Below are 14,958 nucleotides of genomic sequence, written 5' to 3' on the forward strand. Positions count from 1 at the left end.
GTTGATGTGTAATCATTTTTTTTTCTGTCGATCTATTAAGATAATCTGAAATATAAATTGGAAATTTGCTTGGGCAAGAATCAAGAATATAGAAATTTAAGATTATTTAGGTATATTGAATGATTACTATTTTATTAGTAGACGATCAAGCTCTGCTCTGTGAAATGTTGAAAACTTGGCTTGATGTGGAAAAAGATATTAATGTTGTGGGGGTTGCTCATGATGGACAGGAAGCGATCGCTAAGGTAGAACAGCTTCAGCCTGATATGGTGCTGATGGACATTGATATGCCCCAGATGGACGGTTTACAGGCAACTAAGATTATTTCCCAGCGGTTTCCCAAAGTAAAAGTAATTTTTCTGAGTGGTCATGATGATGATATTTATCTAGGCAAATCACTGCGGGCTGGAGCTAAAGGATATCTACTCAAAAATACCACAGCCGAGGAACTGGTGAAGAAAATCCGTTCTGTTCACAAAAACATTAACTTGTTAGAGTCGGTGCAAAACGATGATTCTTTAATACCCTTACAAATTCAAGTAGAAGAATTAATTGAAACCTATCGTCTTAAATTAGAAGATCTGGTTGCTCAACAAAATGCTCACTACTCATCAAATAATTTGACACAAATCGAGCAAAAACTAGAACAACGCCTTGATGAATTAGAAGGCAAAATAGATGCTAACCAAGGGAATAAGTTTAGTCAGCTGGAACATAAAAATCAATCAAGTTGGAGATCGATACGTCAAGAATTAATCAACGTTAACAACCAATTTAATCAAGCAAATCGTAGTTTAAGCAGCCAATTTAGTCAGCAAATTGTTAGTTTGCGACAAGATCTCGATCGCAAACTATCTGAGGCTTTAGATGATTGGTCACGTCAGCGAGCAGCACTACAGGAATGGGCTGTACAGCGTGATGAGATGCGTCCTGACTTGGAAGATTATGAGTTAAAAAATCGCCAGGAATTAATATCTGTACTCAATCCAATGCGAACTTCATTATATGATGTAGATCGAAAGCTTAAGACCACTCAGGGTTGGCTGAGAGCCTGCGGAGTATTTGCTCTATTAGCCACATTGTTTTCAGGATATGTCTTACTGTCTGTGGTCAAGTCAGGGGACTCTCTAATCAATCCTAACAACATCATTCCAGGTAAAGATGTGGAATCAACCAATTAACGAACCATTATAGTCGTACAAAATTAGATTAGGACATTAATAGTAATCGGCTCATAAGTAGACGAGCGACCCCGCGTCGGCGTAAGACGCAAGGGAATGCGCGAGGTAGGAAATAGGACATAGGAAATAGGAAGTAGTATTTCAAAGATGTCCTAACGTTTTTACGTAGGGCTATAAAATCAAAGGCTAAAAGCTAATAGCTAAAAGCTAATAGCTAAAAACCCATTGATCCTAAGCGTAGTCCTTTAACTTGTCACGAATGGATATTAAGTTACTTACTTTCAACTGATTCAATTTTGGGTGCAGTTAAAGACATCATCGAGTAACTATTAGAAGCTGCTGGCATTTGTTGAGCCAAGCTGGGTACAGAAGCACGCAATCTGGCTGTCAGCTGACTGATACTGGAATCATAGATTTGGGTAACCAGTTTAGGATACAAACCGATACCAATAATCGGAATCAGTAAACAAGCGATAATAAATACTTCTCTGGGTTCAGCATCGACTAGGTTAGTGTGGTCTACTAATTCTTTGTTTTCAGGGCCATAGAGCATCTCCCGCAGCATTGAAAGGAGATAAATTGGCGTTAGGATCACGCCGATCGCTGCTAAGAAAATAATACACACTTTAAAAGTGGAGTTGTAAGCATCACTGGTAGCAAAGCCAACAAAGACCATTAGTTCGGCGACAAAGCCACTCATGCCTGGGAGGGCTAATGAAGCGAAGGAACAAGTCGTCCACATAGCAAAGATTTTTTTCATCTTTTGACCAACGCCACCCATCTCATCCAGCATTAAAGTATGGCTGCGGTCATAGGTAGCACCCACCATAAAGAAAAGACTAGCCCCAATCAGACCATGAGAAATCATTTGCAGCATTGCACCGCTAGTTCCTAAATCGGTAAAGGAAGCAATGCCAATTAGGACAAACCCCATATGAGAGATTGATGAATAGGCAATTTTACGCTTGAGGTTACGCTGGGCAAAAGAAGTTAAGGCTGCATAAACAATATTTACCACCCCCAAAATTACGAGAGCAGGGGCAAAAAACGCATGAGCATCAGGCAGCATTCCCGCATTCATCCGTAACAGAGCATAACCACCCATTTTTAGCAAAATCCCTGCAAGTAGCATATGAGCAGGGGCTGTCGCCTCTCCGTGGGCATCTGGTAGCCAGGTATGGAGGGGAAAGATCGGTAGTTTAACCCCATAGGCAATGAGAAAGCCCGCATAGAGAAATAATTGCAGATTAAAGGCATAATCTTTAGCGGCGATCGCACTCATGTCAAAGGTCACTGTGTCGCCGTAAAATGCCATCGTCAAGCCGGCAATTAAGATGAACAGTGAACCCCCTGCGGTGTAGAGGATAAACTTGGTCGCAGCGTAAAGACGTTTTTTCCCACCCCAGATGGACAAGATTAGATATACAGGAACTAGTTCTAATTCCCAAACGAGGAAAAATAGCAGCATATCCTGAACAGCAAAGACAGCAATTTGTCCGCCGTACATTGCCAACATTAAAAAATAAAAGAGCTTAGGCTTGTAGGTAACAGGCCAAGCTGCCATCATTGCCAGGGTCGTAATAAAGCCCGTAAGCAAGATTAAGGGCATGGAAAGACCATCAGCACCAACTGACCAGTTGAGGTCTAGCTGAGGTATCCAAGCATAACTTTCGACTAACTGTAGGTCAGGATTGCTAAAGTCATAGTCTTGATAGAAACCATAAACTATAATGGCAAAATCAATTAAGCCGATCACTAAAGCATACCAACGAACGGTTTTACCTTCCTTGTCAGGAATAATCGGCAAAAACAAAGAAGCAACGATGGGAAATAGAATACAGGTAGTTAACCAAGGAAAGTGGGTCATAGAGAAAAAAGCGAAAATTTTACCAGAAATTTTACTAGGTCGTTTTACTTATAAACTTCCTTTCTTGTTTATATGTTCTGAGGTATTTCAGCCTACCCCTAGCATTCTTAACAAATTGTTTATAGGTTGAGGTATTTTTCTTAGGGGATCGCTTTGTTACTCTACAATACTTAACCTAATCCTAAATATTCTCCACGAATTAACCTAATTTGAGCCAGAGTGAAGACGATGGGAATAACTCGACCGTAATTAGTAGCGATCGCCTTCCAACCTAAATCGGCGACAAAATAGCCCCACACTACTGGCCCTAAAATACTAAAAATACCTCTGGCTGCCCCATAACGAGCAGCATTTGTCACCATCCCTTTCTTGGCTGCCTGTAATGCTAGCTGATTGCTTAATCCTGCTACTGCCGTGGTGCTACCTTTGATGAGAGCTGTTTTGGCTGCTTGATAAGTCGCAAAATGAAGGGCAAACTGTCGAGCAATATGCTTAAGTAACCATGATTTAAGCACAGTATTAACCGTTACAATTCCTGTTCCTTTCAGCAGAATTGTTAGAGGATTGTGTTGCAAATGTATTGGTAAAGGTTCTGGAGGATGGGCTGTAGTTAGGGAATTGCCCACCTGCGCCTGAAGGGTTTTCTGTTCTTGAGGAGGCAATTTGTCCCAAGCTTTGCTAACTAGATGGAGAAAAATTTCGGCTTCAATATCCGTCGTTTTCATCTGATGAGAATAGGGAATTTTAAGATAGTGACAAACTTTAATGAGGATATCTCGATAAGATACTTCCTGAGTCCGCCCTCGCAATACAGTCATCCCATCGGCTGCTAAATAGCGAAATCTTTGGTCTAAAGAATCGAGCCATAAGTCTAAATCCTGGCTCTGGATCTCAATTGGTTCAGGTGTCTGCCAATAATCTAGGGGATTAAAACGACGGTTAAATAATATCTGTGTGATCTGCTGTAATTCTTCTTCTGTGGCTAAAGCTAATCCTGCCCTGAGTTCATCCAATGCCGTCTCCTCCACAACACTGCCTATGTGATCTAGAATACCCTCGATTATTCCATCTTGAATTATAGCGAACAGTTTTAGATGTGATGAATAATTAATTACTGATTACTGATTACTGATTACTGATTACTGACTACTGACATTGTATCCTTGTGGTATTACTGATCGATCGTGCTAGTTGGTTAAGTTTAAACCCAGAACAATGCCGATCGAGATCGCACTTAGCCAAAAACCTGCTTGAGCTAAATTTCCTATTTTGCTGGGTAATTGTCTCCAGAAGTAAGAAAGTAGCAAAATTTCGGCTATGGCGATCGCTGCTGAGATCGTTACTGCTAATTCAATCCCCCCAATCAAGCTACTAACGCCCACTAAGATGGCGGGTATAATCACACCCAAGGCTATTCCCTGAGTTTTTGTCTGGGGATCGGAATTAACTATTGTTGCTGCACCTAATTGAGTAACGGCGATCGCGATTGTGGCTAAAATGGCGATCGCTACGGTTGTGACGCTTAATTCAACCCGACTAGTAGCAAAGTTTACTCCCCAAGTGGCAAATGTTGTAACTACAGAAATTGCGACAACACCAATGATTTTTGGCTTGATATATGTGCTGCTCGGCGCTAGAGTACTTATGTCTTGAGATCTGACGATGGGTAGTTCTAGTTTGAGCAAAGCATTTTTGGCAGCTTGAGCATCAGAGAAGCGTTGGCTAACTTTAGCATTGGTCATTTTTTCCAGCCAACTTAAAAACTGACGATCTATGTCGGGTAAAAGCTTTTTGAGGTTTAGTTGATAGGGATCATCAGCCGAAGCGAACTCACGGACTTCTGTGATGTCTTTGTGGGCTAGTAAACAAACTAAGCTAACCCCTAAACTGTAAATATCCGATGCTGTGGTGGGTTTGATGATTTGTTCTGGAGCAATAAATCCTGGTGTCCCCCGAAAAACGCTGCTAGCAGCAACTTCCTGACTTCCCAGGCTGGAAAAGCCAAAATCGATCAAGTAAACATTTAGAGATTCATCCAGCAAGATATTTTCAGTCGAAAGATCCCGATGCAGGATCGGCGGAGTTTGCTGCTGTAAATAAATTAAGATATCGAGTATTTTTTCCGCAATTTGCTTAACTTCGGTTGTGGTTAATTGGCGAAAGTTGTGCCAAGAAGTAGCGTTGATGTATTCTTGAACTAGACAAAAACCATTATCAGTTTCAATACTGTTGAGATATTGAGGAATGTTAGGATGGCTTAATTTTTGTAACACTGCGATTTCTTGGCTATAAGCTTTGTATCCTGACCAACTGGAGTTCACTTGAGCAAAACAAAACTGTTTAATAACTACAGTTTTTTGGGTCTTAATTTCAATGGCTTTCCAGGTAATTCTTCCCCCCTCGCGATTACGACCTAATTCTGCTTTAATTTGATATCCATAGCTAGTTAAATCCAAATATTCGCTCATTTTAAACTTTTATATTAATGCTAATTTACTATTGATAACTTTAAATTAAGGACTAAGCAAACCCAGATGACTTTTGTTTATTATAAGCTTGCAGCTTAAGTCTTAAAAGCAAACAGATAAAAGATAAATTTTAAACTAACAAAAGTTAATTTCTTAATTTTTAAAGTTTATCTTTAGTGAAATAATACTTTTTTTAAGAGTTAACCTTCTGGCAAAATTCTCTTTATTAAAAATAAGCTTTGATTCTTGCTTATTAAGTATTTAATATGATAAAAGATACAAAAAGACCAAAAACATGAAGTATCTAAAATTAAAATATCTAAATCATATTTTATTTCAAAAGTCAAAAAAATAACTGATTAATCAGATAAATATTAATAATAATTAGTCTCACTTGTCGACTAATTTTGTCAAACTTGAAAATATATAATAATGCCAACTAAAAATATCTTGTTAGTGGAAGATAATCCTGACGATCGCGAGTTGATGAAGCTAGCTTTTGCTCAGGGAGAAATTCCGCATAATTTAATCATAGTAGCCGATGGAATTGAAGCTTTAAACTATCTTCAAAGACAAGTAGATAATCAAAGTGAAATAGGAGAATTAGGGGATTTATCCGTAGCAACCATGCCCGCTTTGGTAATGCTAGATTTAAATCTCCCAAGGATTAACGGCATTGAAGTTTTAAGGCGCATCCGCGCTAATTCTTATACTCAAATTATTCCTGTAGTCATAATAAGCTCTTCAAATGAGCCACAGGATCTCGTTGACAGTTATATTAATGGTTGCAACAGTTATATTAGGAAGCCAATTAACTTTACACAGCTCCAAACTTTTGTGAGAGAGATAAGTACATATTGGCTGACTGTCAATCAGCTTCCCCCTGTTTTTGGAGTCCCAAATGAGTAAACTTCTGCGAGTCTTAATTATTGAAGATTCAGAAGACGATGCCGAACTATTAGCGATCGCCCTAGAAAATGGTGGTTATCAGGTAATTCATCAGCGAGTTGACACCAGAGCGGATCTCGAAACTGCTTTGTCCAATAAACCTTGGGATATTGTCTTGGCTGATTATTCCATGCCTCAGTTTAGTGCGATCGCTGCTCTGGAGATCTTAAAAGAACAGCAGTTGGATTTACCTTTTGTGATTGTGTCGGGCAAAATCGGCGAAGACACTGCCGTGGCAGCAATGAAGGCAGGAGCGCACGATTATTTAATCAAGGGACAACTGTCCCGCCTACTCCCTGCGGTGGAGCGAGAGTTAAGGGAAGCTATTTTTAGGGAAGAGTATCGATCAGCCCAAAAAAGGTTAAGATATCTTGCTTATTACGATAAGCTAACCGACTTACCCAACAGAATCTCATTTTTAGACCATCTTAATAGTGAAATCGTTCACAATCAAGAATTTAATGTTTATGCTGACCACAATACAGTCGGTGAATCAGCCCAAAATCTTTTTGCTGTATTGCTACTGAGCATCGATCGCTTTCACAATATTAAGCGTAGTCTCGGTTATGAAATTAGTGACAAACTGTTAATGGCGATCGCTCGACGTTTAGAAAAGTGCATCATCGATCTCGATACAAACGTAGTCGCCAGAATTGGGGAAGATGAATTTGCTCTACTAATTACCGAACTCAAAAATCAGCATGATGTCATTAATCGAGCCGAGCGTTTATATCGCGAACTAATTAAACCTTTTGAAATTAATGGTGCAACTGTTTGCTCGACGGTAAGTATTGGCATTTCCTTAAATCAAGCTCATAATCGCGAACCAGAAAAAATGTTGCGTTGGGCAGATACTGCCATGCAGTATGCTAAAGCGAACTTTGCCAGAACTTCGGTGCTGTTTAACGAGAAAATGGAGAGTACAGCAGTAGAAAGATTACGGTTAGAAAACGATTTACAACGGGCGATCGATAATCACCAGTTATATTTAAACTATCAGCCAATTGTTTCTCTCGACACAGGCAAGATTAATTGTTTAGAAGCCCTCGTCAGGTGGCAACATGATTCTTTAGGCATAATTTCCCCAGATAAATTTATTCCAATTTGCGAAGAAACTGGACAGATTATTGCTCTTGGGCAATGGGTAATGTCAGAGGCTTGTGGTCAGCTAGTAACCTGGCAGGAGTCTTTTGCGGGTGACTCACCCTTAACCATGAGTGTTAATCTCTCCCGAATTCAGATTTATCATCCCGAATTAATTCCTCAAATAGATAATCTGCTGGAATCTTTAAATATGGCAGGAAGAGACCTTAAATTAGAGATTACTGAAAGTACTCTGATGGAAAACACCTCGGCTGTCACCAGAGTTCTCGAACAACTGAAGGAACGAGAAATTAAACTATGTCTCGATGACTTTGGCACAGGCTATTCTTCCTTGAACTATTTACGTTATTTACCTGTTGATACGGTAAAAATAGACCGTTCCTTTATCGGCCCTGAGATCAATAATACTAATTATGATATCGTTAAAGCGATTATTAACTTAGCTCATAGCTTGGGCTTAGACGTTATTGCCGAGGGAATTGAAACCCAAGCCCAATTAAAAATATTGAAAAGTTTAGGTTGCGAATATGGGCAGGGATATCTTTTTGCTCATCCTCTTGATAGTGTCGATGTGATGAATATAGTGCAGGCTATTGAGTAGTAGGTAGTCCTAAAGGATAAGCTTCGCAAATAGGGAGTAGGGAGTAGTAAAAAAACGTCCTAACATTGTCTAGTATTGCTATAGTTCAATTTTCTAAACTTAGAGCAGTTTGTGATGGATAATTGGCAACACAATTTTATTTCTACCAACGGCATTAATCTGCATTACGTCAGCCAGGGATCGGGCAAGTTAATGTTGATGCTTCACGGGTTTCCTGAGTTTTGGTATTCTTGGCGACACCAGATTCAAGAATTTGCCTCGGATTATCACACGGTGGCATTAGACTTACGCGGATATAACGATAGTGACAAGCCAGCATCACCCTCAGCTTATCAAATGTCAGAATTTATTCAAGATCTCAAAGGTGTGATTACAGGTTTAGGCTATGAAGATTGTATCTTAGTCGCTCATGATTGGGGTGGCGCGATCGCCTGGAATTTTGCCTATGCTTATCCTGAAATGGTGGAAAAACTGATTGTCTTAAATATTCCCCACCCAGCTAAGTTTGCTCAAGGCTTACGCACACCACAACAATTATTAAAAAGTTGGTATATCCTGGCTTTTCAGATTCCTTTTTTGCCAGAGTTACTCTTCCAGTTGAATGACTATCAGGCAATTAAAGAGGCTTTCTCAGGAATGGCGATCGATAAAACTGCTTTTAGCGAGGAAGACTTGAATGCTTATCGCGATGCAGCAGCCAAACCAGGGGCGCTCACGGCAATGATTAACTATTATCGTGGTATTTTTCCCTTATTATTCAATAGCGAACCCGAATGGCCAATTTTAGAGATCCCAACTTTAACCATTTGGGGTGAAGCAGACACAGCCTTGGGGAAAGAATTAACCTACGGTACAGAAGCTTATGTTAGAGATTGGCAAATTAAATACATTCCTAACTGTAGCCACTGGGTACAGCAAGAACAACCTGCCTTAGTTAATTCCTATATCTGGGAATTTCTTAAATAGTCATCAACTCATGACTCCCAAAGGTTATGCTCAGTTAAATACTGCAACATTGGATTGATGATGCTATGGTAAATCCTGGAGTTAAGAGCTAGAGGCTGATAGTTAAATCAAAAATATGGTGAGGAAACCAATGGTATTGCCTGGATCGAGTTTTCCTTTAGGAGCAACTGTCTATCCCAATGGAGTGAATTTCAGCGTCTTTTCACAAAATGCGACAGCAATCGATCTACTGCTGTTTAATACGGCTCAGTCTGCAAAACCAGATCACGTCATTGAACTCGATCCAATTCGCCACCAGACTTATCATTATTGGCATGTTTTTGTTCCCGATCTAAAAGCTGGACAAATCTATGCCTATCGAGTTTATGGCGAGTATGCCCCCGAACAAGGAAATCGCTTTGATAAAACCAAAGTGTTGCTAGATCCCTACGCTAAAGCAATTGTGGGCGAAGAATTTTACGATCGCCAGGCTGCTGAAAGTCGAGGTAATAATTGCGCCCAGGCACTTAAAGGGGTAGTAGTAGACCCCAGTACCTATGATTGGGAACGCGATCGCCATCCTCGGATTCCCTATGCTTCCAGCGTGATCTACGAAATGCATGTTGGCGGTTTTACTCGTAATCCTAATTCTGGTGTTACGCCTGAAAAAAGAGGCACCTATGCAGGCTTAATTGACAAGATTCCCTATCTCCAAGAGTTAGGCATTACTGCTGTAGAATTATTACCAGTTCATCAGTTCGATCCCCAAGATGTTCGTCCTGGATTAAAAAACTACTGGGGCTATAGTACCATTGGTTTTTTCGCTCCCCACCGAGGCTATAGTTCTCAGCGAGATCCTTTGGGGGCTGTAGACGAGTTTCGCGACATGGTTAAAGCTCTCCACAAAGCAGGGATCGAAGTGATTCTAGACGTGGTATTCAATCATACCGCCGAAGGCAATGAAAATGGGCCAACTCTTTCTTTTAGAGGGTTGGATAATCAGATCTACTATATTCTGGAAGACAATCAGGCAGAATATAAAAACTACAGTGGCTGTGGCAATACCTTTAAGGGTAATCATCCTGTAGTTGCTCGGTTAATTGTCGATTCCCTGCGCTACTGGGTTTCGGAAATGCACGTTGATGGTTTTCGGTTTGATTTAGCTTCTGTTTTGTCTAGAGACGTTTACGGTGAACCGATTGAAGATGCGGGAGCATTAAAAATTCTTTCCATTATTGAGTCCGATCCTGTCTTAGCAGGAAGTAAACTGATTGCTGAGGCTTGGGATGCTGCGGGATTATATGACGTAGGTAAGTTTGTCGATCAGGCAGATTGGTTTTCTGAGTGGAATGGCCCTTTTCGCGATGATGTGCGCAGTTTTGTCAAAAGCGATCGCGGTGCGCTCAAGAATTTGGCTGCCAGAATCTTAGCCAGTCCTGATATTTACTTCCGTCAAGATACAGATATCAATCGCTGTGTGAATTTTGTCACCTGTCACGATGGTTTTACCCTCAACGATCTGGTTTCTTATAACGAAAAACACAATGAGGCAAATCAAGAAGAGAGTCGTGATGGCAGCAATCATAACTTTAGCTGGAACTGTGGCGCAGAAGGAGTTACCGAAGATCCTGAAATTCAACAGCTACGTTGGCAGCAAATTAAGAATTTCTTAACGGTGCTATTTATGTCCCAGGGAACACCGATGTTACTCATGGGTGACGAAATTCGCCATACTCAGCAGGGCAACAATAACGCTTACTGTCAAGATAACGAACTGAGCTGGTTTGACTGGGATTTGGTCGAACAACATCAGGACTTATTACGCTTTGTCAAAATATTGATTCGGTTTGCTAAAGGACTGGAGATCTTCCGCGAAGAAAAGTTTTTACAAATAGACCAGATTAGCGACAAACCTCACATCATTTGGCATGGACAGAAGTTAAGACAGCCTGACTGGAGTGACGATTCTCACTGTTTAGCTTTTTCTCTTTGTCATCCTCCCAGCGGTGAACGATTGCATGTAATATTTAATGCCTATTGGAAACCATTACAATTTGAATTACCATCTCTCAAGTTGGGTAACTCTTGGCATCGCATAGTTGATACTGCCTTACCTGCACCAGATGATATTGCCGATCCAGCAACGGCCAAGAAAATATACGATAACCGCTATCTAGTAGCAGCGCGATCGTCTGTCGTGCTATTAGATCGGGGCAGTATTGTACCTATTCCCAACTTTAGTCTATAACCTAGACTTCGCAGGATGAGTAAACAAGGAACATTAGGGCGTGTCATCAATTAAGCCAAACGACAGAAGAAGCAAGATAGATAGAACCCAAGAAATTAACTGCTCTGTAACGATATAGTACTGCTTCTATAAACAATCTATTGTCCTTGGCTGTCACTCCCACCGTTCCTTCTCTTCCTGGAAGTAGATTCTTAATTCTTGACCACTGATCATCTCTCAAAGCATAACGTTTGGTCACAATTTACTCTTCCTTTTAGCTCTTCTGTGGATTATTCTATCTCTTCCGAAGCGAGCGCATTTTTCTAATTGATGACACGCCCTAGTTAATTTGAATACGACGAAAACGAGCTTGAACCACTAGATATATAGCATAGGATAATAGTCCAAAAGCCATTAAAGCCAATAAAGCTTTCCCAAAAGGTTGTTGGGTTAAAGTGTATAGCACGCCGTCTAATCCTTGAACTTTCTGGGGGTTATATTGATGAGCAGCTTGCAAAATAAAAAAGCCAATCATAATAAATACTACGCCTCTTGCAGCTATACCAAAGCGACTGATATTTACTAGCCAGTTTTTATGTTGTGAGTCAAGTTGGGCAAGATTTAATTCCTGACGAAATTTAGTTTTGTAAGCTTGATAAATTCGATAAAAGCCAATACCAATAATTAGCGCTCCCCCCAATCCCACTACCCATCTACCAAGAGGCTGCTGCATCACCCTCGCTGTCCAATCTTGTTGAGAATTTCCTCCTCCGCTACTACTAGAACCAAAAGCTAGTAATGCAGCGTTGCTAGCTACTCCCATATATACTAAGGCAGTTATTGCATAGCCTAAGCGAGAGAATAACCCTTTGGCATCTTTTCCTTTGTGTTCAGGATCTTTGATAGCCTGAATTAAAAGCCACAGCACATATCCTACCAAACCAATAGCGATTAAAATTAATAATATTTTGCCAAAAGATTGTTGAGCGATCGCCTGTAAAGCTCCAGTAGTATCAGTTGTTTCGCCACCTACGCTAAATGCTGCTAGTAAAGCCAAGATCGCGATCGCTCCATAGACAAAACCCTTGGCAGCATAGCCAAATCTTGCTAACTTTTCCATTACTATTAATTAATTATAAATATGCTTCAAATCTTCTTAAATTACTGCTAATTAAACATCTATCTAAGTAAATATATTTGAATTATTGAGCAATATATCTAATTAAATTACTAAGCTGAAGATAAAACTATTTCTAGAGGTAGATGTATCAAAATTGATGTCAGGTTTACAATGGTGCAAAAATTTAGTCTCGAAGGAACTGAACTATATCTTTCTATCTACTAGATATTCGATTTTGCTAGGAAACAAGATTAATTATTGCGATCGCCGATATTTTTGTGTAGCTGTATCGCTAGTTAATCAAATTACAGGTTGAAGAAAAATAGTTGATATATCCAGAATAATTAATGAAAATTAAGCCAGAGATCACTTATCGTCACCTAGAAAAAACCGCTGCAATTCAAAGTTTGGTTGAAGAAAAAATTGCCAAACTAGAAAAGTTTTGTGACTACATGAATAGCTGTCGTGTAGTAATTGAGAAAGACAACGATCATCCAAGCAGTGGCTCACCTTATCGAGTAAGTATTGATATTACCATTCCTCATGGTCGTGAATTAGCGGTAGTAGAAAGTCCTGCTGTGGGAAAACAATATCCTCCCTTAAAAACAGTAATTCGTGATGCTTTTGAAGCAGCACGTCGTCAATTGATTAGTATTACTACTGAGCAAAAAGGAGAAAGAAAAATACACCCCGAACAGCAAGTAAGTGCAATGGTGACAAAGCTATTCGCCGAACAGGGATATGGTTTTATCCAGGAAATTAGTACAGGAAAAGAAATCTACTTTCATCGTAATAGCGTAACCAACGATGATTTTGAGCGCATAAAAGTAGGAAGTGGAGTTAGATATAAAGAAACCATGGGTGAAATGGGGCCTCAAGCGACTACAGTACAGCTTTTAGACCCTGGCAGCTAATTACATTTAATTACATTTAATAGTTTCTTACCCTGGTGGCCAACCCATAGAGCGATCGCCAAGCAGATGTAAATGCAGATGATCTACAGTCTGTCCGCCATCTGCACCATTGTTAATCACGACTCGATATCCGTTGCTCAGATTTTCCTGTTGAGCAATCTTTTTGACTGTCATCAGTAGGTGTCCCATCAGTGCAGTATCCTCTTGAGCTGATTCAGACAGGCGAGGAATCGGCTTTTTGGGAATAACTAAAATATGGGTTGGTGCTTGAGGATTAACATCTCTAAAGGCGAGAGTCAAATCATCTTCATAGACAATATCAGCAGGAATCTCGCGACGGATAATCTTGCCAAAAATAGTATCTGTCATAGCTATCTCTCAAAATAAGGCGATTAATTCAATTAATTCAATACTCTATTGATATAGGGCAGTTGGCAACTAGCAACTAAATCGGCAATGGAATTAGCATCATACTCTTTCTTTGTAGCTCCCGACTGCTTTTGCAAGAGCTGTTGCCAGAAATCGCTGGTTTGCTCTGGCTGGAGTTGCTGAAGTGCCTGAAGTAAAGCCATAGCCTGTTCTAATAGCTGTTCAACATTAATTTCTTCATAGTCTGGCTGGTAGTCACATAATCTTCTAACCGCCTCCCCCAGAAGAATAATTGCCCCCCGCAGATTATCATTACTGAGATGATAGCAACCTACAGCCACCTGTAAAATTCCCTGATAAAAACGCTTATCTGCTTCAGGAGCATCAACCCAAATTGCTTCTAAAGTATCGTGACAGGCATAAAACTGCTGCTGATTAAATTCAGCAATTCCTCGTTCAAATTCAGGGGAAGTAACCATAAAGTTTTTTTTCTGGCTATTGGTTAAAATCTAGGGACTTGTCAGCTTGTAATTCCTCAGTCCATTTCACTACAAAGCTGATTAATTTGTTCAGTCGTGATAGATTGAGTATTGCTAGCGAAGGGATTGTCTGGGGTCAAAAACAGCATACAGTGACATTTCTTTTCTTCTCGCATCGGCACACAAGGACAGTTCCAGTAAGCTTTTTTAACTTCTGCTGCCTTGTCTTGATAGTGGCGACAGGGGCAAAGAGGAGAACCTAGTTCCTGCTTATGTTCTGCTAATCCTTTAATTACGGCAGCAGTAACGGATAAATTGCTACAAAAGTAAGTATCTGTGCGTTGAGCATACTTTTCAGCAAATTTCCTCATTGATTCGAGAGTTTTGTCAGGACTTTGACCTGTAGTTGGTTTTGATGTAGTCATAAATGATCAAAATGAAAAAAATTTATCTTATTATAGGTTGCTGCACAATAATTCCAGATTGGTGGGAATAATATATTGAGCTGTTTCAGCATTATAGTAGTAACTTATTAAAGGAGAAGACTCGAAAATCTAGGATCTAACAGTAGTAATACTGAATAATTGAAAATTTATGTTGTCTAATATTTTGGCGATCGCCAATCTTTACCTAAAATAGATCGGTTATTAATGTTCAATTAGGTACACAATCGTTCTTGTGTTCAGCTAACCTTGGTTATGGTTTCATTAAAAATAATTCAAAATGCTTATGACT

The 14,958-nt window shown here is 39.9% G+C and carries 13 protein-coding genes and 1 pseudogene; 6 read left to right on the forward strand and 8 right to left on the reverse strand.

Features of this window, described 5'->3' with window-relative positions; genetic code table 11:
- Positions 1-119 precede the first annotated feature (119 nt).
- The gene (locus tag KME09_11320; GenBank protein ID MBW4534514.1) at positions 120-1,181 is read left to right on the forward strand and encodes a response regulator transcription factor; all 1,062 of its coding nucleotides are present in this window, start codon (positions 120-122) and stop codon (positions 1,179-1,181) included.
- Positions 1,182-1,452: 271 nt separating this feature from the next.
- Here KME09_11320 and KME09_11325 read toward each other — a convergent pair whose 3' ends face one another.
- From KME09_11325 to KME09_11335, 3 genes are all read right to left on the reverse strand, one after another.
- A complete protein-coding gene (locus KME09_11325; protein MBW4534515.1) occupies positions 1,453-3,048 on the reverse strand; it encodes an NAD(P)H-quinone oxidoreductase subunit 4 in 1,596 nt (531 codons plus the stop codon).
- A gap of 170 nt (positions 3,049-3,218) precedes the next feature.
- The gene (locus tag KME09_11330; protein MBW4534516.1) at positions 3,219-4,061 is read right to left on the reverse strand and encodes a hypothetical protein; all 843 of its coding nucleotides are present in this window, start codon (positions 4,059-4,061) and stop codon (positions 3,219-3,221) included.
- A gap of 174 nt (positions 4,062-4,235) precedes the next feature.
- A complete protein-coding gene (locus KME09_11335; GenBank protein ID MBW4534517.1) occupies positions 4,236-5,516 on the reverse strand; it encodes a serine/threonine protein kinase in 1,281 nt (426 codons plus the stop codon).
- Between the two features lie 432 nt (positions 5,517-5,948).
- Between KME09_11335 and KME09_11340 the strand changes: the two genes are divergently transcribed.
- The 4 genes from KME09_11340 (at position 5,949) to glgX (ending at position 11,362) form a co-directional block, all read left to right on the forward strand.
- Positions 5,949-6,425 (forward strand): response regulator, encoded by a 477-nt coding sequence (locus tag KME09_11340; GenBank protein ID MBW4534518.1) that lies wholly within the window; start codon positions 5,949-5,951, stop codon positions 6,423-6,425.
- A complete protein-coding gene (locus KME09_11345) occupies positions 6,418-8,169 on the forward strand; it encodes an EAL domain-containing protein (protein MBW4534519.1) in 1,752 nt (583 codons plus the stop codon). The genes KME09_11340 and KME09_11345 overlap by 8 nt, the downstream gene beginning before the upstream one ends.
- 114 nt (positions 8,170-8,283) lie before the next feature.
- The gene (locus KME09_11350; protein ID MBW4534520.1) at positions 8,284-9,135 is read left to right on the forward strand and encodes an alpha/beta hydrolase; all 852 of its coding nucleotides are present in this window, start codon (positions 8,284-8,286) and stop codon (positions 9,133-9,135) included.
- Between the two features lie 115 nt (positions 9,136-9,250).
- Positions 9,251-11,362 carry a glycogen debranching protein GlgX gene (gene glgX / locus KME09_11355; protein MBW4534521.1) on the forward strand — a complete coding sequence of 704 codons (2,112 nt, stop codon included), beginning with the start codon at positions 9,251-9,253 and terminating at the stop codon, positions 11,360-11,362.
- Positions 11,363-11,462: 100 nt separating this feature from the next.
- Here the strand turns inward: glgX and KME09_11360 are convergent.
- Positions 11,463-11,600, reverse strand: a pseudogene (locus tag KME09_11360) (IS5/IS1182 family transposase).
- Positions 11,601-11,681: 81 nt separating this feature from the next.
- The gene (locus tag KME09_11365; GenBank protein MBW4534522.1) at positions 11,682-12,461 is read right to left on the reverse strand and encodes a DUF1206 domain-containing protein; all 780 of its coding nucleotides are present in this window, start codon (positions 12,459-12,461) and stop codon (positions 11,682-11,684) included.
- Positions 12,462-12,808: 347 nt separating this feature from the next.
- Between KME09_11365 and KME09_11370 the strand changes: the two genes are divergently transcribed.
- The gene (locus KME09_11370) at positions 12,809-13,375 is read left to right on the forward strand and encodes an HPF/RaiA family ribosome-associated protein (GenBank protein MBW4534523.1); all 567 of its coding nucleotides are present in this window, start codon (positions 12,809-12,811) and stop codon (positions 13,373-13,375) included.
- A 27-nt stretch (positions 13,376-13,402) separates the two neighbouring features.
- Here KME09_11370 and KME09_11375 read toward each other — a convergent pair whose 3' ends face one another.
- The 3 genes from KME09_11375 to KME09_11385 are packed head-to-tail and all read right to left on the reverse strand — an operon-like array spanning position 13,403 to position 14,648.
- The gene (locus KME09_11375) at positions 13,403-13,744 is read right to left on the reverse strand and encodes a histidine triad nucleotide-binding protein (protein ID MBW4534524.1); all 342 of its coding nucleotides are present in this window, start codon (positions 13,742-13,744) and stop codon (positions 13,403-13,405) included.
- Positions 13,745-13,776: 32 nt separating this feature from the next.
- Entirely contained in the window at positions 13,777-14,223 is a 447-nt protein-coding gene (locus KME09_11380; protein MBW4534525.1) for a DUF309 domain-containing protein, read from the reverse strand.
- A gap of 56 nt (positions 14,224-14,279) precedes the next feature.
- Positions 14,280-14,648, reverse strand: a complete 369-nt coding sequence (locus tag KME09_11385; GenBank protein MBW4534526.1) for a ferredoxin--nitrite reductase — start codon at positions 14,646-14,648, stop codon at positions 14,280-14,282.
- Between the last annotated feature and the right edge of the window lie 310 nt (positions 14,649-14,958).

Source organism: Pleurocapsa minor HA4230-MV1, from assembly GCA_019359095.1.
GTDB classification, from domain to species: domain Bacteria; phylum Cyanobacteriota; class Cyanobacteriia; order Cyanobacteriales; family Xenococcaceae; genus Waterburya; species Waterburya minor.

What these genes read in the sequence shown, in the direction of transcription:
- glgX (MBW4534521.1), top strand. Translation starts at nt 9,251, where the DNA reads ATGGTGAGGAAACCAATGGTATTGCCTGGATCGAGTTTTCCTTTAGGA.
- KME09_11340 (MBW4534518.1), top strand. Translation starts at nt 5,949, where the DNA reads ATGCCAACTAAAAATATCTTGTTAGTGGAAGATAATCCTGACGATCGC.
- KME09_11350 (MBW4534520.1), top strand. Translation starts at nt 8,284, where the DNA reads ATGGATAATTGGCAACACAATTTTATTTCTACCAACGGCATTAATCTG.
- KME09_11365 (MBW4534522.1), bottom strand. Translation starts at nt 12,461, where the DNA reads ATGGAAAAGTTAGCAAGATTTGGCTATGCTGCCAAGGGTTTTGTCTAT.
- KME09_11370 (MBW4534523.1), top strand. Translation starts at nt 12,809, where the DNA reads ATGAAAATTAAGCCAGAGATCACTTATCGTCACCTAGAAAAAACCGCT.
- KME09_11385 (MBW4534526.1), bottom strand. Translation starts at nt 14,648, where the DNA reads ATGACTACATCAAAACCAACTACAGGTCAAAGTCCTGACAAAACTCTC.
- KME09_11335 (MBW4534517.1), bottom strand. Translation starts at nt 5,516, where the DNA reads ATGAGCGAATATTTGGATTTAACTAGCTATGGATATCAAATTAAAGCA.
- KME09_11380 (MBW4534525.1), bottom strand. Translation starts at nt 14,223, where the DNA reads ATGGTTACTTCCCCTGAATTTGAACGAGGAATTGCTGAATTTAATCAG.
- KME09_11375 (MBW4534524.1), bottom strand. Translation starts at nt 13,744, where the DNA reads ATGACAGATACTATTTTTGGCAAGATTATCCGTCGCGAGATTCCTGCT.
- KME09_11320 (MBW4534514.1), top strand. Translation starts at nt 120, where the DNA reads ATGATTACTATTTTATTAGTAGACGATCAAGCTCTGCTCTGTGAAATG.
- KME09_11325 (MBW4534515.1), bottom strand. Translation starts at nt 3,048, where the DNA reads ATGACCCACTTTCCTTGGTTAACTACCTGTATTCTATTTCCCATCGTT.
- KME09_11345 (MBW4534519.1), top strand. Translation starts at nt 6,418, where the DNA reads ATGAGTAAACTTCTGCGAGTCTTAATTATTGAAGATTCAGAAGACGAT.